The following is a 20,740-nucleotide window of genomic DNA, read 5'->3' as shown; positions in this document are numbered from 1 at the left end:
GTCCGGCGAACTGATCATCGGCCGCCCACCAGACCGTTACGGTAGGCGTAGACGACGGCGTGCACCCTGTCGCGCAGCCCGAGTTTCGCCAGGACACGGGAAACGTGGGTCTTCACCGTCTCTTCGCCCACATGCAGATGCGCGGCGATCTCCGCGTTGCTGGAGGCGTCCGCGACCAGCAGGAGGACCTCCCGTTCGCGGGAGGTGAGCCGTTCCAGCTCCGCGGGTGCGGCGGCCACCGGCTCGATGCTGGTGGCGAAGGTGGACACCAGCCGCCGGGTCACCGTCGGGTCGATCAGCGCGTCGCCGCGCGCGGCCACCCGCATGGCCGAAACGAGTTCTTCGGGCGCGAGGCTCTTCAGCAGGAACCCGCTGGCACCGGCCCGGAGCGCGCGGTAGACGTACTCGTCAGAGTCGTACGTGGTCAGCACGAGGACGCGGGTGTCGTTGCCGGGCGCGGACATGATCGCCTCGGTGGCGGCGAGACCGTCCAATTTGGGCATCCGGACGTCGAGCACCGCGACGTCCGGGCGCAGGGCGGCCGCCTGCGCCACCGCCTCCCGGCCGTCCGCCGCTTCGCCGACGCATTCGAAGTCGGCCTGCGTGTCCAGTACCGCGCGCATCCCGGACCGGAACATCGCGTGGTCGTCGGCCAACAGAACCCGGATCACGCGACCTCCAAGGGAAAACCGACTCGTACCCGCCAATGCCGCCCGTCGTCCATCGGCCCGCATTCCGCCTGGCCGCCGAACAACGCGACCCGCTGCCGGATGCCGGCGAGCCCGCGTTTCGTCGATTCGGCGGACGCGTTCCGGTGCGGGCGGCCGATCTGGTTCGTGATCGTGAGGACGACCTCGGTCTGCCGGTAGTCGAGGTCGATCTCCACGGTTCTTTCGGAGCCGTGCCGGAGCGCGTTGGTCAGCGCCTCCTGCGCGATCCGGTACAGCGCGATGTCCACCGAGCCCGGCAGTTCCCGCGGCCCGCCGTGAGTGGTCAGCCGCGCGGGAAGCCCCGCGGTGCGGAGGTTGTCGAGCAGCTCGTCGAGGTTGTCCAGCCCCGGTTGCCGCTGCGCGTCCCCGTTCTCCTTGCCGTGTAACAGATCCAGCAGCCGGCGAAGGTCGGCCATCGCGGCCCGGCTCGACGACTCGACGGCCGAGAGCGAACGCCGCACGGCGGATTCTCCTTCGGGCAAGCCAAGTCTCGCGGCACCGGCGTGCACGCCGATCGCGCTGACATGGTGGGAGATCACGTCGTGCAGATCGCGGGCGATCGTGGTCCGTTCCTCGGTGACGGCCCGGCGCACCGCTTCGGCCTCGTGCTGCTGCTGTTGTTCCTCCGCGCGCTGAAGATCGGCGATGTAGGCGCGCCGCGCGGTCGTGTACCGGCCGACCATCCAGGGCAGCAGGCCCGAGACGCCGACGTCGATGAGCAGCAGCCGCCAGTCCCGGTCGCCCCGGTCGGACGGAATGAGGTTGCAGCCGAACAGGCCGACGACCATCACGCCCAGCGCGGCCAGCGCGGGTTTCGTCGAAAGCCACGCGCCCGCGCGGTATCCGGCGATCAGCACACCCGCGTTGGTGGACTGGAGGTAACTGTCGTAGGGGAACAGCAGGAGCGGCGAGGCGATGAGCAGGGTCGCGTGCGCGGCCGAAACCCAGCCGGAATACCGCGACGGCCCGGCGAGCGCGAGGTTCACGAGGATGCCGCCGAGCAGCACCACCCACACCTGCCAGCCGATCGAGAGCGGCGGCCCGGCGATGAGGAAGATGCCGGCGTCGGCGACGAGACAGACGGCGGCGACCGCCCAGGCCTGCCGCGCCAGCGAACCACTGATGTCCCGCACCCGACCAACTCTGCCCTATTTCGCTGGACAGGGGTTCTTAAGATCAAAAGTGATGGGGACCGCGAAGACGCCCGTGCTCTGGACGACCGGGGCACCGGGAACAGGGAAATCGACCACCGGCTGGGGTTTGTACACGCGCGTCGCGGCGCTGGGCGGGAGCGTGGCGTACGTCGACATCGATCAGCTCGGGCTGATCGGCCCGCCGCCCGGCGGTGGCGAGCACGCGCACGCGATCAAGGCGGGCAACCTGCTGCGGGTGCTGGACATCCTGCGCCGCCGGGGTGTCCGGCAGATCGTCGTGTCCGGTGTGGTGGATCCGGAGAACGGGACCGAGCCGTACTTCGAGGGCCGCGACGAAGGTTTCGAACTCACGCTCGTCCGCCTGCGGTGCGATCGCGACGAGCTGCGAAGCCGGTTCCTCGGCCGCGGTTCACTCGCCGAAGCGCTGCCGGATCTCTTCACCGTGGCGGACGACTACGACCGCACCGGCTTCGGCGAGCTGCTGGACACGAGCGGGCAGCTGCCCGAAGAAACGGTGGAAGCCTTGCTCTCGCGGTGTGTCGTGGCAGGCGGGCCCGTGCATCCGCTACCCGACGTGGAGCCGCGGCCCGGACACGTGATCGTGGTGACCGGGCCGACGGCGGCCGGCAAGTCGACAGCGGCGTGGAGCGTGCTGCGGGATCTCTGGCAGCGCGAAGTGCCGGTCGCCTACGTCGACCTCGCCCAGCTCGCCTTCGTGCGTCCCGGTCCGGATCCGGCCGTGGAAGCGGCGAACCTCGCCGCGGTCTGGCGGGGCTATCGCGACGCAGGGGCGCGGACGCTGCTCATCGCGGCCCGGGAATTCGGTCGCGGGCACTCACGCGCCTTCGGTGAGGTCACCGTCGTCCACCTCGACGCGGACGCCGCGACGCTCGCCGAGCGCGTCCGGCGCCGGGCCGGCGGTGAGTCGGCGCTGCTGGCGGGCGACGAGTTGCGCGGCGCGTCACCCGACGTGCGGGACCGGGTGACCGCCCGCGCGGTCGCCGAAGCCGAGGAGATGCGGCGTTCCCCCGGCGACCGCGTAGTACTCGACACGTCCGGCCAGGAGCCCGCCGAGACGGCCGCCGCGCTGCTGAGCGTCGTGGGTCAGTAGCCGCGGCGAGGCGCGTCCTGGCCGCCCTGTCCGGGAGGACCGCCCTGACCGCCTTGCCCGGGCTGGCCGCCGTTCTGGCCGCGCTGCTGCCCGGCCTTCCCGAGCGTCATCGCCGTCGCGGTGTCCCCGGTGACCTTCGCGGTCACCGTCACCGTCTCGCCGACCTGGGGATCGCCGGTCTTCTGCGTCGACGAGGTGATCGCGTAGACCTGCTTGTAGCCGTCCTTGCTGGTCAGGCTGACGGACGTCGCGCTGATCTCGGTGATCTCCCCGGTCTGCATCCGCTCGGTGCTGAAGTCGTTCCCGTCGGAAACGACGAAGTCGCCGTGCAGCGCGTCGCGCTGGATCATCGTTCCGGGCCCGCCGAGGATCCGGCCGCCGCCCGGTCCGCCCATCATCATCCCGTTCTGGCCCTGTTCGGAGCCGTTCGCGGCGGTCCCGGCCCAGATCGCGGCCCCGCCACCGGCGGCGATCACCACGGCCACCCCGGCCGCGATCGCGGTCTTGCGGCCGGACCAGGCCTTCTTGGGTTCACCGGCCGGAGCGGGCGCGCCCCAGGCGGCGGTTTCCCCCGCCGCGGGCACGGCGGGCCCAGTGGGTTCGCTCGGTTTGGTCGGTTCGGTCATCGGTCGCCTCCGTGTACTCGGTTGCGGCCATGCTCTGCGCCGTCGCTGTGCGGAAGCTGTGCCGGCGGTGGGCACATGCTGTGACCTTCTCCGGGGACCCGTCCCGCCCGGGATCGGGCACGATGCCCGGTGTGGGTGGGCGAGCGGTGCCCCGCATCCGCTGCTCGTCTTCGACGTCTTCCAGCGTGAGCCGAAGCAGACCGACGACCTCCGGATCGACGGCGACATGGAGGACGTGACCGGCGGGATCGGCGGCCTGCCCGACGGCTGGCGGGCGGCGCGCGGAACCGAACCGGGGATCCAGCTGATCGTCTGCCAGTACCGCCACGGAGTCGGTGACGGCGCCGAGATCGGCAGATGCCGCAACGCCCTCTTCAGCACGTCGCCGGTGCTCGCCACCACCTTCACCTACCGGGTCTACGAGGCGGCGACGGCCGAGCTCGTCGGCACGTTCGAGCTGCCCGGCACCGTCTACACCTGTCCGGAGTGGATGAACCGGCGTCCCGAACAGATCCCGGACTCGGTGCTGCCGTCACCGGATCCCGCCGCACTGGTCGAGCGGTTGCGCCCGTTCGCCGAACCGGCCACGGCCGGGTGATCGTTCACAGGAAACGCACAGGCGGGACACAGGGAAGCCTCAACGGGGCCGCTCAGGATGGCACCATGACCAGTGTGAACGTCCCTTCGTCCGGTTCCGCGAAGGCGGGCCTGCGCCGTGCCGACGGCAGCCCCGTGCGGGTGCTGGTCGTCGACGACGAGTCGACCTTGTCCGAACTCGTGTCGATGGCCTTGCGCATGGAGGGCTGGGACATCCGCACGGCCGGTGACGGCACCGAGGCCGTCCGCGTCTCGCGCGAATTCCGGCCGGACGCGGTGGTGCTGGACGTCATGCTGCCGGATATGAACGGCCTGGAAGTGCTGCGCCGCATGCGATCCGAGGCGCCGAACCTGCCGGTGCTGTTCCTGACCGCCAAGGACGCGGTGGAAGACCGTATCGCCGGGCTCACCGCGGGCGGCGACGACTACGTCACCAAACCGTTCAGCCTGGAGGAGGTCGCGCTGCGGTTGCGCGCGCTGTTGCGCCGCGCGGGCGGGGTCAGCGGGCAGAGCGGTTCGGCGCTGGTCGTCGGCGATCTCACGCTGGACGAGGACAGCCGCGAGGTCCACCGCGGCGGCGATCTGGTGCCGCTGACGGCGACCGAGTTCGAACTGCTGCGCTACCTCATGCGCAATCCGAAGCGCGTGCTGTCGAAGGCACAGATCCTCGACCGCGTCTGGAGCTACGACTTCGGCGGCCAGGCCAACATCGTCGAGCTGTACATTTCCTACCTCCGCAAGAAGATCGACGCCGACAGGGAACCGATGATCCACACGATGCGCGGTGCCGGGTATGTCCTCAAGCCCGCGGGCTAGGCGGCCGTGGTCGCTGCGACGACGGCTGATCGCGCAGGTCGCGGGGCTGCTCGCGCTCGTCTGCCTGGTGGTGGGCGTGGTGACCCAGCTGGCGTTGCGGGACTTCCTGATGGACCAGCTCGACGCGCGGATCGCCGAGACCAGTGAACGCGCCGGCCGTCCGCAGCCCGGACGTCCCGGCGGGGACCGGGTTCCGGACGGGTTGCGCGCGTACGGGCAGAGCACCGGATCGCTGTTCGTGAACGTGTTCCCGGACGGGCGCGTGCTCGCGGCGGTGCTGCGGTCCAGCTACGACGCCAAGGTCACCGACCCGTTCCCGCACGACGAGATCACGCACACCCAGATCACCACCCTGTTGAAGTCGGGGCTGAGCGACAAGCCGAGCAGTGTGGACCTCGGTCCGGCGCTCGGGGAATACCGCTTGGTGGCGAAGACGACACCCGGCGGCGGGGTCGCGATCACCGGACTGCCCACAAAGGACGTCTCGGAAACATTGTGGAACCTGGGTCTCATCTTCGGCGGTGTCGCCATCGGCGGCATCGTGCTCGCGGGCGCGGTCGGCGCGATGACCGTCCGGCGCACCATGAAACCCCTCGACCGCCTGGCCGCCACCGCGACCAGGGTCGCCGAACTGCCGCTGGACCGCGGTGAGGTCGCACTGTCCGAACGAGTGTCCGAAGTGGACACCGACCCGCGGACCGAGGTCGGCAAGGTCGGGTTCGCGCTCAACCGCATGCTCGGCCACATCTCCGAAGCGCTTTCCGCGCGGCAAGCCAGTGAAAGCCGGGTGCGGCGGTTCGTCGCCGACGCCAGCCACGAACTGCGGACCCCGCTCGCGGCCATCCGCGGTTACGCCGAGCTGACCCGGCGATCCGGGTCCGAGGTGCCGCCGGACATCGCCTTCGCGATGGGCCGGGTGGAGTCGGAATCGACGCGGATGACCGGCCTGGTCGAGGATCTGCTGCTGCTCGCGCGGCTCGATTCGGGTCGCCCCGTGGTGCACGAGCAGGTCGACCTCTCCCGGCTCGTCGCGGACGCCGTCGCCGACGCGCACGTGGCCGGACCGGAGCACAAGTGGCGCCTGGAGGTCCCGCCCGAGCCGATCATCGTGCGCGGTGACGGCGATCAGCTGCACCAGGTGGTGATCAACCTGCTGGGCAACGCGCGCACGCACACCCCGGCGGGTACCGAGGTCACCACCTCACTGTCCATAGTGGACCAAGTGGTGACACTGTCCATTGTCGACGGAGGCCCCGGGATTTCGCCCGCGATCCTCCCGGACGTCTTCGAACGGTTCGCCCGCGGCGACGATTCGCGGTCACGGGCGGCGGGCAGCACCGGCCTCGGCCTGGCCATCGTCGCGGCCGTGGTCGCCGCGCACGGCGGTCACGTCGGCGTGAGCAGCCGTCCGGGCCTGACCGAGTTCCAGGTGCGCTTCCGGGCGGGGTGAGTCAGGGCGTCCACTCGCTGTTCGCGCCGCACAGGATTACGCACGGCAGGTCGCCTTCGGTCCGCCCGGCCAGCCAGGCGGCGAACGGGACGGCGGCCGCCGGTTCCACGGCGAGCCGGAACTCTTCCCAGAGCCGGTCCCGCGCGGCGAGCAGTTCGGCGTCGCTGACCAGCACGGACGTCACCCGCGACGACCGGAGAATCTCGAACGGGACGCTCCCGGTCCTGGTCGCGCCCAGCGCGGAGGCGGCCACGGAGTCGATCTCGACGTCCACCGGTTCGCCCGCCGCCAGCGCGGCGTTGAGCGCGCGGCACCGCTCCGGTTCGACGGCGAACGTCGGCAACCCGGCCAGCGACGTCCCGGCGACCAGCCCGCCACCGCCGACCGCCACCAGGATCGCGTCGACGTCCGGCGCGTCCTCCACGATCTCCGCCGCCACAGTGCCCTGACCGGCGACGACGGCGGGATCGTCGTACGCGTGCAGGTACCGCGTACCCGGCTCTGTCGCCGCTTCGAGCGCCTTCGCGGCCGCCTCGGCGTAGGTCGCTCCATGGCGGATCAGCTTCGCGCCGGCGGCTTCGATTCGTGCCGCCTTCGCCTGCGGAGCCGACTCAGGCACGTACACGGTCGCCGGCAGATCCAACAGCGAAGCCGCCGTCGCCACGCCCAGCCCGTGGTTACCGCCGGACGCGGTCAGCACCCGCTCCGGCAACGGCCTGCTCACCAGCGCGTTCACCGCGCCCCGCAGCTTGAACGACCCGCTCCGCTGCAGATGCTCCAGCTTCAGGACCAGCGGACGCCCGTCGACCTCGACGCGCAGCAACGGCGTCCGTCGCACGAAAGGGCGAACGGCGGCCACGGCTTCGCAGACGTCTTCCCAGGTCGGAGCGGTGATCGAAGTACTCATACCCCCACTGTCCTCCACCGCCGGGCGGTAGTGACTACACTGGTCCTCGGACCCCGCGCGGCGTCCATCTTGTGAACCTCCCCAGGGCCGGAAGGCAGCAAGGATAAGCAAGCTCTGACGGGTGCGCGGGGTCCCCTGAATTTTGTGGGGTCCAACCCCACGCCCGGCCGGTGGGGCTTCGCCCCCCGGACCCCCACCGTTGGTCGCCTGGGTGACCGCGTGGCTGTTTAAAAGATTCCGAAGACGTCTTTTGGTGGGATCGGTGACGGTAAGGCTTCGGCGTCTGTGATGGGTTTTGCGTTTCCTTGTAGTTGGAGCAGGTCCTCGTTCGCTACGCAGCGGGCTGGGTAGGTGGCTGAGGCTGCTCGTCGGGTTAGGGCGGTTACGGGGAGTTCTTGGCGTGCGGCGGTGACGACGATGTTGCCGAAGCGGCGGCCTCGTAGGACGCCTGGTTCGGCTAGGAGGGCTACGTGGGGGAACGACGTGGCCAGGGTGGCGAGGAACCGCCTTAGGAAGGGCAGGTTGGGGCCGTCGGAGATGTTGGCGATGTAGGTTCCGGCCGGTCGCAGGACTCGTGCGATCTCGGTGGTGAATTCGGTGGTGGCCAGTCCGCCTGCCAGGACTCCGCGTTCGAAGGCGTCGACGATCACTAGGTCGGCGGAGTCGTCGTACCTGGCGGAGACACCTTCGCGGCCGTCGCCGACGCGGACTTTCAGGCCCTTGAGGCCCAGTTGCTCGCGGACCAGAGTGACCAGTTCGCCGTCGGCGTCGAAGATCAGTTGACGTGAGCCCGGGCGGGTCGCCGCGAGGTAGCGGGGGAGCGTGCAGGCCGCGCCGCCGACGTGAAGTGCGTCGAGCGGGCCTTCGGCGAGGCAGTCGATGACGTCGCCGATCCGGCGGATGTAGTCGAACTCGAGATCCGTGGGGTCGTCGAGGTCGACGTGCGACTGGGCGACGCCGTCGACGGAGATCGTCCAGGCGTTCGGGCGGTCGGCGTCGCGCTGGAGTTCGGCGGTGCCGAACCGGACCGGATACCGGCCCGCTGTCGGTGCTGCTGTCGGTGCTGGTGTCGGTGCTGGTCTCACCCTGTCGGCCCTTCCCGGTAGTCTCGCGCCCGTGGCATTAGCGCTGTACCGAAAGTACCGTCCGGCTACCTTCGCCGAGGTCGTCGGTCAGGAGCATGTGACCGATCCCCTGCGTATCGCGCTCGCGGCCGGGCGCATCAACCACGCCTACCTCTTCTCCGGCCCTCGCGGTTGCGGCAAGACGTCGAGTGCGCGGATCATGGCGCGCTCCCTGAACTGCGCCAAGGGCCCGACGCCGGATCCGTGCGGCGAGTGCAACTCGTGCCGGAACCTCGCCCCCGAGGGCCCCGGCAGCGTCGACGTCACCGAACTCGACGCGGCCAGCCACGGTGGTGTCGACGACGCCCGTGAGCTGCGGGACAGGGCCTTCTACGCCCCGGCCGACTCGCGCTATCGCGTGTTCATCATCGACGAGGCGCACATGGTCACCACGCAGGGCTTCAACGCCCTGCTGAAGATCGTGGAAGAGCCGCCCGAGCACCTGATCTTCATTTTCGCGACCACCGAACCGGACAAGGTGCTGCCCACCATCCGGTCGCGGACGCACCACTACCCCTTCCGGCTGATCCCGCCCAGCGCGATGCGGGACCTGCTCGAACGCAACGTCGCCGCCGAGGGCGCGCAGGTCGAGCCCGCGGTGTATCCGCTGGTCATCCGCGCGGGCGGCGGTTCGGCGCGGGACACGCAGTCGGTGCTCGACCAGCTGCTGGCGGGTGCCGGGCCGGACGGCGTCGACTACCCGCGCGCGGTGTCCCTGCTGGGCGTCACCGACGTCGCGCTCATCGACGGCATGGTCGACGCGCTGGCCGACGACGACGCGGCCGCCGTGTTCAGCACCGTCGAGCAGCTCGCCGAGGCCGGGCACGACCCGCGCCGGTTCGCCACCGACCTGCTCGACCGCCTGCGGGACCTGGTGCTGCTGCGCTCGGTGCCGGACGCGGGCGAGCGCAGTCTGGTGTCCGCGCCGGAGGAAGAGCTCAAGAAGATGAAGGAGCAGGCGGGGAGACTGGAGCCCGCCACGCTCTCGCGGTACGCCGACATCGTCCACAATGGACTTCTGGAGATGCGGGGCGCGACCTCGCCGCGGCTGGTGCTGGAACTGCTGACCGCGCGGATGCTGCTGCCGTCGGTCGCCGAGGGCACCGACGCGCTGTTGGCCCGTCTGGAACGACTTGAGCGTCGCGCCGCCGCCGCACCGGCCCCCGCCGCCCAAGCCGTCCCGGCGGTCCAGGCCGCTCCCGCCGCTCCCGTCGCCGCCGCACCGGCCGTCTCGGCCCCTGCTCCCGCTCCGGCCGCCGCCGCGCCGGGCGAAGCCGGCCGCGAGTTCCAGCGGCCGTCGCGACGACCGGCCACCGCACCCGAACCCGCACAGTCGTCCGCACCGGCTCCCCAGCCGGCCGCGCGGCCCGAGCCCGCCGTCGAACGGCCCGCCCCCCAGCGACCCCCCGCCCCGGCCCCGGCGGCGGCGTCCTCGGGCGAGGAGGACACGGACGGGATCCGCGGCCGCTGGCCGCACGTGCTGGCCGCGATCCGCAAGGCCCCTGGCGGAACGGTGACCGCGTCGATGCTCACGCAGGCGAGCGTGGCGAGCGTCGAAGGCCATGCCGTCACGCTCACGCACAACGCGGAACCGTTGGCGCGCAGGATTTCCGAGCCGCACAACGCCGAACGCGTCGCCGCCGCCTTCAAGGAGGTCTTCGGCGGCGACTGGCAGGTGCGGTGCGTCCACGGTGCCGCCGCGTCGGTCCGGCAGGCCGCCGCGCCCAAGGCCGCGGCGCCGTCCGCGCCCGAGCGGTCGTTCACCCGCCGCTCCGCCGAGACACCTGGTGCGGCGCCCTCGGCGCCGCCGCCCAAGCCGGAGCCTCAGCGGCCGAAGGTGGCGACCGCCGAACCCGACATCCCGCTCCCGCCCGAACCGGTCGAGGACGACGAAGAGCTGTACTCCGAGGACGCGAGCCCCGCTCCGCCGCCTCCGCCTCTCCCGCCCGAGAAGGACCCGGAAGAGATCGCCCGGAAACTGCTCACCGACCACCTCAACGCGCGCCCGCTCGAAGAGCGCTGACCCCGACCTCCCGCGTTTCGTCCTCTAGTTGCGGTCCTTGCACGCGCAACTACCGCAACCAGAGGACTAAACGCAGCCGGTCAGCAGGGTCAGCGGGTCAGGGTGACGCGCCAGGCTGGGTGGTCCGTGCCCGGGATCGTGGTCTTGCCGGAGCTTCCGAAGCCGAAGGCGCCGCCGGCGATGATGTGCTGGACGCTGCCGTCGCCCTTCCGGAACGAGCCCGGCGGCACGCACGCCTGCGCGCTCGGATCCCCGGGGTAGCGCAGGTTCAGGTCTCCGCCGAACACGGTCCCCGAGCCGTACTTCGCCAGCAGCGCCTTCAGATCCTGGCACTGCTGCTCGACGGCGGGCCGTTTCGTCGAAAGGTGCGTGGTGCACGCGTTGACCGTGCCGAACTTCGCGCACAGGTAGGCCCGCTGTTCGGACCCGCCGTCCTGCGGCCCGTAGTACCCGCCTTCGCGCGCCTTCACCGCGCCGAGGTCCTGTCTGGCCAGCACCGCGATGCTGTACTCGCCCCGGCCGCCGGTGCACAGCAGCGGTTTGGTCTGGCCGTCCACCCGCTTCCCGACGGCCTGCCGGACCAGCGTGTACACCCGGCCGGATTGCGCCTTCACGTCGTTGACCAGCTTCGTCGTCTCCGACGAGCAGGCCTCGTTGATCGTCACGACCGCCGGGTTCGCCGAAACGATCGTGCTCGCCGCCTTCGCCATCGGATTGTTCCCGCCCTGGTCGAAGCACTGGGCGACACCGCTGCGGCAGAGGTTCAGCTGCAGCACGGTGAAGTTCGTGGCCGCGGCGGCGGCCGGTGCGCTCGTGCCCAGGATCAGGGCGACGGCTGCGAGTACCGACTTCATGTCCAGTTCCCTTCGTGGATATCGGCGGTGAGGAGCGCCATGCCGAGGCGGGTGAGGTGGTGCAGGATGGCGCCGCCCTGGCGGACGCTGGTGACGAGCCCGGCCTCGCGCAGCACGGCGGCCTGTTTGCTGGCCGTGCCGATCGAGGTGCCGAGACAGGACGCCAGCTTGCTGGTCGTGCGCGGTACACGCAGCGCGCCGAGGCTCTCGGCGCGGGTCCGGCCGAGCAGTGCCACCAGTTCGGGTGTGGTGACGGCGTGCCGGGTGGCGGCTCGCCGGGCGGGATAGATCAGCACCGGTGGCAGCGCGGGGTCGATGAGCGTGACCGGTCTGCCCGCGCAGAAATGGCTCGGGACCAGGATCAGCCCCCGGCCGTCGAGCCGGACGGTTCGTGTCGTGGGATACGCGATCTCGAGCACGTCGCCGTCCCAGCCGCGAACGCCGGGGATACCGCCCAGCAGCGCGCCCGCTCCCTCTCCGGCAAGCGTGCGGATCCGTTTCGCGCGGTCGATGGCGACGGTTTCGCGCACGCTGTGCCAGACCGGCGCGATCATCAGGTCGTAGGCGTCGCGCAGGGCGCCGACGACCCGATGGACCTCCTCACGATCGCCATCGGCGAACCGGTTCACCCACGGTGGGGCGGCCCCGGTGAACACGGTCCGGAGTTCGGTGCGCAGCCGGCCACGAGGCGTGCAAGCCACCGCTTCGCATCCGCTTTCGAGTGAACCCGGCAGGCCGGCCGGGGTGAGGAAATCCGGGAAGTTTCCTTTCGGTGGAACCAGCGTGAACAACGTCTTCAGTGCTCGCGCCGAGTGTTCGTCCTGGCGTGTGCTCAGCTGGACCCGCTGCCGCCAGTGCGACGTCCGGTGCTCTCTCAGCCGGTGCGAACTCAGGACCAGTTCCCACATCGGGTCCGGTGTTTCGGCGACCCGGATCCGTTGGAGATCATCCCGGTCGAAGACCATGCGCAAAGTCATGCCTCGTCCCCCTCAGAACGGCAGTCCATTCCCCGGGGCAACCCAAACGCCCTTGGTACGACGGAGCAAGCGGTTCGGCTCGATCCGGGACGCTGGGATGAGATCCCGACCCTGACCTGCGGAGACGTAGCCGCCTGGGATGCCGGTGTGCTGCCCGGAGGCACGCGGGTTTTCGTCACGGGGAAAAGGCATGTCGCGTCGTTCGCCCATCGATGACGCTTCTCAGGCCACCCGGGAACGCCCGGAGGCGCCGGAAGAATCGAAGGGGAGACGATGAAATCGGTAATCATGAAGCGGGTCGGTGCGATCACGGCCTTGCCGGTCACCGCGGTACTGGCGTTCGGCGGGACGAGCGTGGCCGACACGGCGCCGTCCTTCACTCCGGCGGGGATCTCGGTGATGGGCGGGACCTGCGACGCGGAGCACCACAACTACGACTCCGGCAGCGGCACGCTGGCGGAGGACGCGGCGAGGCGCCCCGGCCCGGGCACGAACTGCGGCACGTTCGGCACGATCAAGAAGGGCAAGCACATCCAGTACCACTGCGAATGGGCCAGCTGGACGCACGGCAGGGTCGACGGCACGAACCAGAACGGCTGGTTCTACTCGGCCAAGCTCGACGACGGCGGCTCCAACGAGAAGTGCGCTCGGTAGCACTGCCGGGAGGGGGAGGACATGCGAGGGAAAGTGACCTTGCTGGCCGCCGTGCTGACGGCGCTGGCACTCGGGGGAGGCACGGCGACGGCCGCACCGGACGTCGCCGTGAGCGAGGCGGAGATACAGGCGGCCAAGCCGAAGTTCCAGTTGCCCTTCACCTGTAAGACCCACGTGCGGGTGGACACCTGGGACGGCGGCCACGACCCGGCGCTGGACATCACCCATCTGCCGATCGGCGAGACCGAGGGCCTGTGGGTCCGCGCTTCCGCGGCGGGGACGGTGGTCCAGTCCTACAGCAATCCCGAGGGAGCGGGGAACATCATCCAGGTCCGGCACAGCGGGAACTGGTTCACCACCTACATCCACCTCAAGTACCGCTCGGTGAAGAAGGGCGACAAGATCCAGCAGGGCAAGAAGATCGGGGCCGTCGGGCATACCGGCGAGACCTCGAACGGACGGCCGCACCTGCACTACGAGCAGAACTACTCCACCGGCACGACCGCCACGTGGGGTTATGAGGGCTCGCAGCGCAAGGCCGCCCACTTCAACGGCACCAAGTACACCGGGTCGGGCAAGACGTGGAAGCTGTACAGCCACAACGTCGGCAGTCAGGACGGCTGCGGCTGACCCGGTGAGACGCCCTCTCTTGCGCCCCATGGGATTATCGGGGCCGGGGAGGGCACATATGGCAGGGGGAGAACACGACAAGGCCTTGGCGGAGACGCTCGAGGAGCTGAAACGGAGTAGCGGCTACAGCTACGAACGGATCGGCGCCAAGGCCCATTTGAGCCGCTCGACGGTGCACCGCTATTGCACCGGTGGCAGCGTTCCGGCCGCTTTCGGGCCGCTGGAACGGATCGCGACGGTCTGCGGTGCCGACCGTGACGATCTGTCGAGGCTCTACCGGTTGTGGGAACGCGCGGACGTGGCACGCGGTGACGCCGCCACGTCCGCGCCTTCCGTGCCCGGGCAGGCCCCGGCGCCGCTTCCCGAGCGGGAACCGGTCATCGCCGCGGCCCCACGGACGCGATGGTGGCCGTTGCTCGCCACCTTGGCCCTGGTCACGCTGGTCGGCGCGAGCGCCTTGCCCGTGGTGAGCGCCGAAGCCCCGTCGTCGCGGCGGATCCAGGCTCCGATGTGGACGGTCCGGCCGGGTCCGGTCGCGGCGGAACTGTTCGGAATGACGGTGAACAGCGCGACCGGCCTGATGCCCACGTTCGGCGTCGGCTCCGTCCGGTTGTGGGATTCACGCACTCGTTGGCAGAACATCGAACCGGAGCGGGGGCGGTTCGAGTGGTCGACCCTCGACGGGTTGGTCGAAGGCGCGGGCAAGGCGGGATTCCCGGTGCTGTTCGTCTTCGGTGGCACTCCCGGCTGGGCCAGCCCGGGCGGGCCGCCGACGGCCTATTCGGACGGCTCGAAGGCCGCGCCTCCCGACGATCTGGCGGAGTGGGACAGGTTCGTCGGGAGGGTGGTCGAGCGCTACCGCGGTCGTATCGAGGCGTACGAACTGTGGGACATGGCCAACCACCCGAAGTTCTTCAACGGCCCGGTCGAGCGCCTGGTGGAGATGACCCGGCGGGCGAGCGGGATCATCAAGGCCGGTGATCCCGAGGCCCTGGTCGCCTGCCCGTCGATGGGACATCTGGCCGAACCCGCCTACCGCCGGATTCTCGAACGGTTCGGCGAACTGCGGGGCTACGAAAGCTGTGACGCGGCGGCCGTGAAACTGCACGCCAGGCGCGCGGCCGACCCGCCCGAGACCATGCTCGCCACCGCCGACGAGATCGAACAGGTCTTCCACCGGGCCGGCGGGCACGCGAACGTGTGGAGCACCGGCACCGATTTCGAAACCCCGTACCAGCCGCCGGTCGCTCCGGACCTCGCCGCCGACTACGCGGCCCGGTTCTATCTGACCGGTCTCTACGCCCGCTACCAGCGGATGTACTTCTACAGCTGGGGTGGCGCGCGAGTGCCGATCGTGGTGCAACCGGTCGGCGGCCCGCCGACGAAAGCGGCCGCGTTCGTCGAACGGCTCGGCCAGTGGCTCGCCGATGCGCGGATCAGCTCGTGCCGCCAGGGAACGCAGGCCGGTCTGCCGGAGAACCTGTGGCAGTGCGAATTCGAGCGGGAAGGCGAGAGGTTCCGGATCCTCTGGACCCACGAAGGCACCGCCCGCCTCGCCTCGCCAGCGCCCGCCGAGCGCCTCGACGGCACCCGTGTCGACGCCGGTGCCCTCGAGATCACCGGGACGCCGGTGTTGTTGCGGGCTTAAGAGCCTCAGCCCGCGAGGTAGTCCTCGATGGCCTTCGCGATGACGGCGGCGTAGCGCTGACGGCCTTCTGCGCTGGCCATCGCGGCCGCCTCGCCGGAGTTGCGCATGTTGCCGCATTCGACGAGCGCGGCAGGCCGGGTCGAGAGGTTGAGCCCGGCGAGGTCGGCCCGCGGCGCGAGCCCGTTCGAGCCGATGTAGTTCGCCGTCGTGAAACCCCCGGCGCGGAGGCCGTCCCGCAACGTCGTCGCCAATTTCGTCGAGGGCGCGCCCTGCTGCGCGTTCAGCGGCGGAGCCGAGTAGGCGACGTGGAATCCGTTGGACCCGGCGGAATTCGAGCCGTCGGCGTGGATCGACACGACGGCGTCCGCGCCTGCCTCGTTCCCGATCGCGGCGCGTTCGTCGACGCACGGCCCGATCCCGCTGTCGTTCTGCCGGGTGAGCACGACCCGGACCCCCTTGGCGCTCAACGCTTCGGCGACCCGCTGGGCGACGTCGAAGGTGAACGCGTGCTCGGGATAGCCGGAATTCGTCGACGTTCCGGTGGTGTTGCACGGTTTAGTCTTGCCGCGGCCCGCGGGCACCTTGCGGTTGATCTCCCCGGGATTGCCGGAGTTGCCGCCGTTGTGCCCGGGATCGAGCACCACGACCTTGCCGGCCTTCGGCGGCTGCTGCGTCGAAGGCGGGGGCTTCGGGGCACTCGACGGTGGCGTGCTCGGCGCGGAACTCGCCGAAGGGGAGGAAAGGGAGGGCGGCGCGGGCGGATTCCGCGGCTCTGGCGCGGGGGTGTCCACGCCACAGGCCGTGAACAGCACCAATCCGATCGCCACCAGGAGGCTCAGCCGTCGTCGCACGGCGACCACGGTGCCATACGAGTGACGGCTAGGCTGGTAGGCGGCACAGGATTTTCCAGGAGAGGACCGATCGGATCATGGTGCAACCCGGTGGCGGCTTCGACCTGTCGCAGATCATGCAGCAGGCCCAGCAGATGCAGCAGAAGCTGGTCGAGGCCCAGGAAGAGCTGGCCAACACGGAGGTGACCGGCACCTCCGGCGGTGGCCTGGTCACCGCGACCGTGTCCGGTGACAGCCAGCTCAAGTCTTTGTCCATCGACCCCAAGGTGGTCGACCCCGACGACGTCGAGACCCTGTCCGACCTGGTCGTCGCGGCCGTGCGGGACGCTTCGGCCAACGCGCAGAAGCTCACCGAACAGAAGCTGGGCCCCCTCGCGGGTGGCCTCGGCGGCGGGATGCCGGATCTCGGCGGCTTCCCCGGGCTCGGCGGCTAGCTTGTACGAGGGTGTCGTCCAGGACCTGATCGACGAGCTCGGGCGACTGCCCGGCGTCGGTCCCAAAAGCGCGCAGCGGATCGCCTTCCATTTGCTGGCGGCGGATCCCGCGGATATTTCGCGCTTGCAGGAAGTACTCGGCAAGGTCAAGGAAGGCGTGCAGTTCTGCGAGATCTGCGGCAACGTCTCCGAGCAGGAGACCTGCCGGATCTGCCGCGACACCCGCCGCGACCTCACGGTCATCTGCGTGGTCGAGGAGCCCAAGGACGTCCTCGCCGTCGAGCGGACGCGCGAGTTCAAGGGCCGGTACCACGTGCTCGGCGGTGCGCTGGACCCGTTGTCCGGCATCGGCCCCGAGCAGCTGCGGATGCGGGAACTGCTCGCGCGGATCGGTGGCGCGGAGATCAGCGAGATCATCATCGCGACCGACCCGAACACCGAGGGCGAGGCGACCGCGACGTACCTCGTCCGGATGCTTCGCGACTTCCCCGGCCTGTCGGTGACCCGGCTCGCGTCGGGGCTGCCGATGGGCGGGGACCTGGAGTTCGCGGACGAGCTCACGCTGGGCCGGGCACTCTCGGGCCGGCGGGTTCTCTAGGTTCCGGATGCTATGAACGACTCGTTACTTGCAAAATTTGCAAGTAACGAGTCGTTCATAGCACGCCGTGGCCGGGAACCTCAGCAGTAGCCGAGGCGCGCCAGGGTGTCGACGATGATCTCCGACGGGTGGAACTTCTCGACCCAGGACTCGCCGCGGCGGTTCTGGTAGGTGTCGAGGAAGTTCTGCAGCTTGTCCCCGCGCATCTCGGTCAGCACGACGGTCTCGCCGAGGTGCTGCGGAGTCTCGGTGCGCTCGCGGTGCACGGCGCACGGCAGGCCGAGGTAGTAGCACTCGGCGGACAGGCCACCCGAGTCGGTGACGACGTATTCGGCGCGCGCGACCAGCGGCAGGAACTTCAGGTACCGCATCTTCGGCTGGATGATGAAGTTCTTCTCGTCGAAGAGGTTCGCCAGGCCCAGTGCGCGGATCTTCTCGCGCTCGGGCGCGCCGGCCATGTAGAGGATCGGCATCTGCTTGCTCTGCTCGCGCAGGATCTCCAGCGCCTCGCGGTACTTGTCCGCGCGCGAGACCAGCTCGAAGCGGTGCAGGGTGGCGAGGCCGAACTTCTCCGGCAGCCCCTCGATGTCGAGCGGCCCGTTGATGGCCAGCCGCATCGCGTCGATCGCGGTGTTCGCCTCGGTGTCGACGACGACGCCGCGGGCGTTGCGGAGGTTGTTCACCTCACGTGCGCTCGGCGCGAAGTGCATGTCGACGATCTTCGCGGCGATCTTCCGGTTCAGTTCCTCCGGCAGCGGCGACATGATGCTGCCCGACCGCGCCCCCGCCTCGACGTGCCCGACCCGCGACTTGAGGATCCGCTTCCCGATGAGCGAGCCGTACGGCGTGGTGAAGGTGTCGCCGTGCACCAGCACCAGCGGCGGGCGGCCGTCCTCGACCAGTGCGGCCTTCAGCTCGGCGCGGCGGCTCCACGCGGTGCGCAGTACCTGCGCGGCCCAGCCCGGCACCTGCGCGGGCGACTCCAGGTTGTGCGCCTTCTCCTTCGGGACCAGCCAGACGTCGGGCTCCGGGAGGTTCAGGTCGGCGAGCACGTCGGAGACCTCGTCGACGTGCTGGGCGGTGAACCAGATCTTCGGCCGGACACCCCGCTCGAGGATGCCGTGGTAGACCGGCGCGATTTTGATCAGTTCCGCCGTGGTGCCGAGAATGAAGGAAATCACCGGAGAGCCATTCTGTCGGGGGACTGCAAGTCTGCGGTGCCCGAAGGATACTGGTCGGCCGCGCAAGGTAGCCTCGCCGGGGTGAGTGCGAATTCGCTCCTCCCGGCCCTGTCCGTGGTGATCCCGGTCTACAACGAGCAGAACTGGATCGATCGCAGTGTGGGCGCGCTGATCGCGTCGGCACAGGCGGCGAACTGGCCGGTCGAGGTCGTCGTGGTGGACGACGGCAGCACCGACGCCACCCCGGAAAAGCTCGCCAAGCTGCAGGAGCTGTACGGGATCACGGTCCTCTTCCAGGCGAACAGCGGCCGGTTCGAGGCACGCCGGGCGGGGATCGCGAAGGCGTCCGGGCGGCAGATCCTGCTGCTGGACAGCCGCGTGATCGTGGACGCGGATTCGCTCACCTTCCTGCGGGACCAGCTCGTGGACCACCCGGAGCGCACGGTGTGGAACGGCCACGTCAACGTCGCGTCGGAACACAATCCCTATGCGGGATTCATGGCGGGACTGGTCAAGATCCCGTGGCGCCGTTATTGCGCGAACCCGCGGTTGATGTCGTTCGGTATCGAAGAGTTCGACGTGTTCCCGAAAGGCACCGGATTCTTTTCCGCGCCCAAGGACGTTCTCGAGGATTCGTCCGACGCGTTCGTCTCGCTCTTCGAAGACGTCCGATTCGCCAGTGACGACACCGGTGTTCTGCGCTGGATCGCCGAACGTCACCGCATCTTCCTGTCGCCGGAGTTCTCCGCGACCTACCACGGCCGCGATTCCTTCAAGAAGTTCCTCGGGCAGTCGTATTTCCGCGGCACCACGTTCGTCGATTCCTATCTCGCGTCCCCCGGCCCCGCGCGCAACGGCCTGTTCGCCGCGATGGCCGTCGGCACGGTCGGTCTCGTCGTCGCCGCGAAGCGCCCGAAGACCGCCGTCACGCTGGCCGCCGTGGGTTCGACGGCCGCCGGTTTCGCGGTGACGAAGTTCGGCGCGACCAAGGCCGAGGCCAACGCCGTCGCCCGGCTCACGCCGGTGTTCGCCGCCGGCTTCGGGGCCGGTGCGCTCCGGGGCCTCTTCATGGCGCTGCGAGCCCGGCTGAGTCGGCAACAGCAGGGTCGATGAGCGCGGAGCCGATGAGCAGCGAAAAACTGGCCAAGGACACCGGGAAATCCGCCGGGCGGATCGGCGTCTACCTGCTGGTCGCCATCGCGCTCGGCTATGTCCTCACCGTCGTCTGGGGCCGGACGCTGTCGAAGCCCGACAACGCCGTCCTGCTCTCCTTCTGGGGTGTGCTGATGGGACTGGGCGCCGCCCTGTCCCCGCTCGAACAGGAGCTTTCCCGCCAGTCCGCGCACGCCGCGCTCGAAGGCCGCAAGGCCGGACGTCCCGCGGTGATCGCCTTCGTCACCAGCCTCGTCGCGGTCACGGTCGCGGCCCTGTTCACGCTGATCCCGGCGGTGACCGACAAGGTCTACGGCGGCCAGTTCGCGCTCGCGGTGATCGTGCTCGCCGGCGGGGTCTCGTTCGCCTTCCAGTTCGCCGCGCGCGGCCTGCTCATCGGCCAGGACCACGTCCGGTCCTACTCGTGGCTGATCCTGGTCGAGGCCGCCGTGCGGATCCTCGTGGTCGCCGCGCTGGTGGTCGCCGGGCTCACCCAGGTGTTCTGGTTCGCCATCGCCGCCGCGACCGGGTCGTTCGCCTGGCTGCTGTTCGCCCGCGGCGCCGTCCGATTGGTCGACCCCAGGCTCGACGCCGCCGAGCCCGCGAAGCCGATCGTCGCGAACATGCTGATGCTGCTCGCGGGCGCGGGGCTCACCGCGAGTGTCATCACCGGCTACCCGGCCCTGGTCAGCCTGCTCACGCCCGGTGGCGACAAGGAAAAGCTCGGCGTGCTCTTCCTGGCCCTTTTCGTGGCCAGGACGCCGCTCACGCTGCTGTCCCCGGTCCAGGCGCTCGCGGTGCCGACCGTGGTGCGCCTGTCCAGCACCGATGAGGGCAAGCACCGGCTTCGCAGGCTGCTCGCGCTCGGTTCGGTGGGTGCGCTGGCGCTCGCGGCCCTCGGCGCCCTGGTCGGCTACCTGATCGGCCCGTGGGCCGTCCGGCTGGTCTACGGCGCCAAGAACGACCCGGAGGCCTGGTGGATGGCCGGGCTGGTCTGGTCGTCGGTCCTGCTGGCCGCGATGCAACTGCTCGCCGCCGTGCTGGTCGCGCAGGCCAAGGCCGTCAAGGTGCTGATCACCTGGGCCGCCGTCGTCGTGGCGACCGCCCTGGTGCTGCTGTTCTTCCCGGGCGACACCATCGTGCGCGCCGTCGTCGGCCTCGCGGCCGGCCCGACGGTCGGGCTCCTGGTGGTCATGGCCTTCGTGGTCCGCGGCCCTGCCGAGACCACGCGTTAGGTATCCGC

Annotated in this window: 21 protein-coding genes and 1 other RNA gene; 13 read left to right on the top strand and 9 right to left on the bottom strand. The window is 70.0% G+C overall.

All coding sequences use genetic code 11. The features are described from left to right. Window positions 1-14: 14 nt before the first annotated feature. Both ACLJRL_RS11155 and ACLJRL_RS11150 read right to left on the bottom strand, forming a co-directional pair. On the bottom strand, window positions 15-671 hold the full coding sequence (locus ACLJRL_RS11155) for a response regulator (protein ID WP_410656009.1): 657 nt from the start codon (window positions 669-671) through the stop codon (window positions 15-17). Further along, window positions 668-1,843: a sensor histidine kinase gene (locus ACLJRL_RS11150; protein ID WP_410656008.1), complete on the bottom strand. Its 1,176-nt coding sequence runs from the start codon at window positions 1,841-1,843 to the stop codon at window positions 668-670. Before ACLJRL_RS11150 ends, ACLJRL_RS11155 begins: the two co-directional genes overlap by 4 nt. A 52-nt stretch (window positions 1,844-1,895) precedes the next feature. Between ACLJRL_RS11150 and ACLJRL_RS11145 the strand changes: the two genes are divergently transcribed. After that, complete coding sequence (locus tag ACLJRL_RS11145; protein ID WP_410656007.1) at window positions 1,896-2,975, top strand: hypothetical protein; 1,080 nt, start codon at window positions 1,896-1,898, stop codon at window positions 2,973-2,975. Here ACLJRL_RS11145 and ACLJRL_RS11140 read toward each other — a convergent pair. Next, the gene (locus tag ACLJRL_RS11140) at window positions 2,969-3,601 is read right to left on the bottom strand and encodes a hypothetical protein (RefSeq protein ID WP_410656006.1); all 633 of its coding nucleotides are present in this window, start codon (window positions 3,599-3,601) and stop codon (window positions 2,969-2,971) included. The two genes, ACLJRL_RS11145 and ACLJRL_RS11140, sit on opposite strands and share 7 nt — an antisense overlap. A 67-nt stretch (window positions 3,602-3,668) precedes the next feature. Between ACLJRL_RS11140 and ACLJRL_RS11135 the strand changes: the two genes are divergently transcribed. The 3 genes from ACLJRL_RS11135 to ACLJRL_RS11125 all read left to right on the top strand — a co-directional run bounded on the left by ACLJRL_RS11135 (window position 3,669) and on the right by ACLJRL_RS11125 (window position 6,464). Then, window positions 3,669-4,199: a hypothetical protein gene (locus ACLJRL_RS11135; protein ID WP_410656005.1), complete on the top strand. Its 531-nt coding sequence runs from the start codon at window positions 3,669-3,671 to the stop codon at window positions 4,197-4,199. A 65-nt stretch (window positions 4,200-4,264) separates the two neighbouring features. Next, window positions 4,265-5,014, top strand: a complete 750-nt coding sequence (locus ACLJRL_RS11130) for a response regulator transcription factor (RefSeq protein WP_410656004.1) — start codon at window positions 4,265-4,267, stop codon at window positions 5,012-5,014. Next, window positions 4,992-6,464, top strand: coding sequence for a sensor histidine kinase (locus ACLJRL_RS11125; RefSeq protein ID WP_410656003.1), 1,473 nt, complete (start codon window positions 4,992-4,994; stop codon window positions 6,462-6,464). The genes ACLJRL_RS11130 and ACLJRL_RS11125 overlap by 23 nt, the downstream gene beginning before the upstream one ends. A 1-nt stretch (window position 6,465) precedes the next feature. Here ACLJRL_RS11125 and ACLJRL_RS11120 read toward each other — a convergent pair whose 3' ends face one another. Then, window positions 6,466-7,359 (bottom strand): serine/threonine dehydratase, encoded by an 894-nt coding sequence (locus tag ACLJRL_RS11120; protein WP_410656173.1) that lies wholly within the window; start codon window positions 7,357-7,359, stop codon window positions 6,466-6,468. A gap of 57 nt (window positions 7,360-7,416) precedes the next feature. On the opposite strand from ACLJRL_RS11120, the gene ffs reads away from it, so the two are divergent. Further along, an RNA gene (ffs, locus tag ACLJRL_RS11115) (signal recognition particle sRNA small type) lies at window positions 7,417-7,511 on the top strand. Between the two features lie 87 nt (window positions 7,512-7,598). Here ffs and ACLJRL_RS11110 read toward each other — a convergent pair. Next, on the bottom strand, window positions 7,599-8,456 hold the full coding sequence (locus ACLJRL_RS11110) for a spermidine synthase (protein ID WP_410656002.1): 858 nt from the start codon (window positions 8,454-8,456) through the stop codon (window positions 7,599-7,601). Between the two features lie 31 nt (window positions 8,457-8,487). Here ACLJRL_RS11110 and ACLJRL_RS11105 point away from each other — a divergent pair, with 31 nt between their 5' ends. Further along, a complete protein-coding gene (locus ACLJRL_RS11105) occupies window positions 8,488-10,518 on the top strand; it encodes a DNA polymerase III subunit gamma and tau (RefSeq protein WP_410656001.1) in 2,031 nt (676 codons plus the stop codon). Window positions 10,519-10,607: 89 nt separating this feature from the next. Here ACLJRL_RS11105 and ACLJRL_RS11100 read toward each other — a convergent pair whose 3' ends face one another. Beyond that, a complete protein-coding gene (locus ACLJRL_RS11100) occupies window positions 10,608-11,372 on the bottom strand; it encodes an endonuclease/exonuclease/phosphatase family protein (protein ID WP_410656000.1) in 765 nt (254 codons plus the stop codon). After that, window positions 11,369-12,349, bottom strand: coding sequence for an ArsR/SmtB family transcription factor (locus ACLJRL_RS11095; RefSeq protein WP_410655999.1), 981 nt, complete (start codon window positions 12,347-12,349; stop codon window positions 11,369-11,371). Before ACLJRL_RS11095 ends, ACLJRL_RS11100 begins: the two co-directional genes overlap by 4 nt. A 273-nt stretch (window positions 12,350-12,622) precedes the next feature. On the opposite strand from ACLJRL_RS11095, the gene ACLJRL_RS11090 reads away from it, so the two are divergent. From ACLJRL_RS11090 to ACLJRL_RS11080, 3 genes are read left to right on the top strand one after another with little or no spacing between them, the layout of a single operon-like run. After that, the gene (locus tag ACLJRL_RS11090) at window positions 12,623-13,003 is read left to right on the top strand and encodes a hypothetical protein (protein ID WP_410655998.1); all 381 of its coding nucleotides are present in this window, start codon (window positions 12,623-12,625) and stop codon (window positions 13,001-13,003) included. A 21-nt stretch (window positions 13,004-13,024) separates the two neighbouring features. Beyond that, window positions 13,025-13,633, top strand: coding sequence for a M23 family metallopeptidase (locus tag ACLJRL_RS11085; protein ID WP_410655997.1), 609 nt, complete (start codon window positions 13,025-13,027; stop codon window positions 13,631-13,633). Window positions 13,634-13,691: 58 nt separating this feature from the next. After that, entirely contained in the window at window positions 13,692-15,281 is a 1,590-nt protein-coding gene (locus ACLJRL_RS11080) for a helix-turn-helix domain-containing protein (RefSeq protein ID WP_410655996.1), read from the top strand. Between the two features lie 5 nt (window positions 15,282-15,286). On the opposite strand, the gene ACLJRL_RS11075 is transcribed toward ACLJRL_RS11080, so the two are convergent. Next, window positions 15,287-16,141, bottom strand: coding sequence for an N-acetylmuramoyl-L-alanine amidase (locus tag ACLJRL_RS11075; protein ID WP_410655995.1), 855 nt, complete (start codon window positions 16,139-16,141; stop codon window positions 15,287-15,289). Between the two features lie 68 nt (window positions 16,142-16,209). Here ACLJRL_RS11075 and ACLJRL_RS11070 point away from each other — a divergent pair, with 68 nt between their 5' ends. Beyond that, a complete protein-coding gene (locus tag ACLJRL_RS11070; protein ID WP_007035126.1) occupies window positions 16,210-16,566 on the top strand; it encodes a YbaB/EbfC family nucleoid-associated protein in 357 nt (118 codons plus the stop codon). 1 nt (window position 16,567) lies between these two features. Further along, window positions 16,568-17,164, top strand: a complete 597-nt coding sequence (gene recR / locus ACLJRL_RS11065) for a recombination mediator RecR (RefSeq protein WP_410655994.1) — start codon at window positions 16,568-16,570, stop codon at window positions 17,162-17,164. 80 nt (window positions 17,165-17,244) lie between these two features. Here recR and ACLJRL_RS11060 read toward each other — a convergent pair whose 3' ends face one another. After that, window positions 17,245-18,345 carry a UDP-N-acetylglucosamine 2-epimerase gene (locus tag ACLJRL_RS11060; RefSeq protein ID WP_026467102.1) on the bottom strand — a complete coding sequence of 367 codons (1,101 nt, stop codon included), beginning with the start codon at window positions 18,343-18,345 and terminating at the stop codon, window positions 17,245-17,247. An 81-nt stretch (window positions 18,346-18,426) separates the two neighbouring features. On the opposite strand from ACLJRL_RS11060, the gene ACLJRL_RS11055 reads away from it, so the two are divergent. After that, entirely contained in the window at window positions 18,427-19,458 is a 1,032-nt protein-coding gene (locus ACLJRL_RS11055) for a glycosyltransferase family 2 protein (protein ID WP_410655993.1), read from the top strand. After that, window positions 19,455-20,732: a hypothetical protein gene (locus tag ACLJRL_RS11050; RefSeq protein ID WP_410655992.1), complete on the top strand. Its 1,278-nt coding sequence runs from the start codon at window positions 19,455-19,457 to the stop codon at window positions 20,730-20,732. Before ACLJRL_RS11055 ends, ACLJRL_RS11050 begins: the two co-directional genes overlap by 4 nt. Window positions 20,733-20,740 lie beyond the last annotated feature (8 nt).

Source organism: Amycolatopsis sp. lyj-112 (assembly GCF_046549055.1).
Classification (GTDB): domain Bacteria; phylum Actinomycetota; class Actinomycetes; order Mycobacteriales; family Pseudonocardiaceae; genus Amycolatopsis.
Note: the sequence above shows the minus strand (reverse complement) of the source record. Positions and strands in the feature narration are given on the sequence as shown.

Coding starts and splice junctions, on each gene's coding strand:
- ACLJRL_RS11145 (WP_410656007.1), top strand. CDS start 1,896: ATGGGGACCGCGAAGACGCCCGTGCTCTGGACGACCGGGGCACCGGGA.
- ACLJRL_RS11140 (WP_410656006.1), bottom strand. CDS start 3,601: ATGACCGAACCGACCAAACCGAGCGAACCCACTGGGCCCGCCGTGCCC.
- ACLJRL_RS11130 (WP_410656004.1), top strand. CDS start 4,265: ATGACCAGTGTGAACGTCCCTTCGTCCGGTTCCGCGAAGGCGGGCCTG.
- ACLJRL_RS11125 (WP_410656003.1), top strand. CDS start 4,992: ATGTCCTCAAGCCCGCGGGCTAGGCGGCCGTGGTCGCTGCGACGACGG.
- ACLJRL_RS11100 (WP_410656000.1), bottom strand. CDS start 11,372: ATGAAGTCGGTACTCGCAGCCGTCGCCCTGATCCTGGGCACGAGCGCA.
- ACLJRL_RS11095 (WP_410655999.1), bottom strand. CDS start 12,349: ATGACTTTGCGCATGGTCTTCGACCGGGATGATCTCCAACGGATCCGG.
- ACLJRL_RS11090 (WP_410655998.1), top strand. CDS start 12,623: ATGAAATCGGTAATCATGAAGCGGGTCGGTGCGATCACGGCCTTGCCG.
- ACLJRL_RS11085 (WP_410655997.1), top strand. CDS start 13,025: ATGCGAGGGAAAGTGACCTTGCTGGCCGCCGTGCTGACGGCGCTGGCA.
- ACLJRL_RS11080 (WP_410655996.1), top strand. CDS start 13,692: ATGGCAGGGGGAGAACACGACAAGGCCTTGGCGGAGACGCTCGAGGAG.
- ACLJRL_RS11070 (WP_007035126.1), top strand. CDS start 16,210: ATGGTGCAACCCGGTGGCGGCTTCGACCTGTCGCAGATCATGCAGCAG.
- ACLJRL_RS11050 (WP_410655992.1), top strand. CDS start 19,455: ATGAGCGCGGAGCCGATGAGCAGCGAAAAACTGGCCAAGGACACCGGG.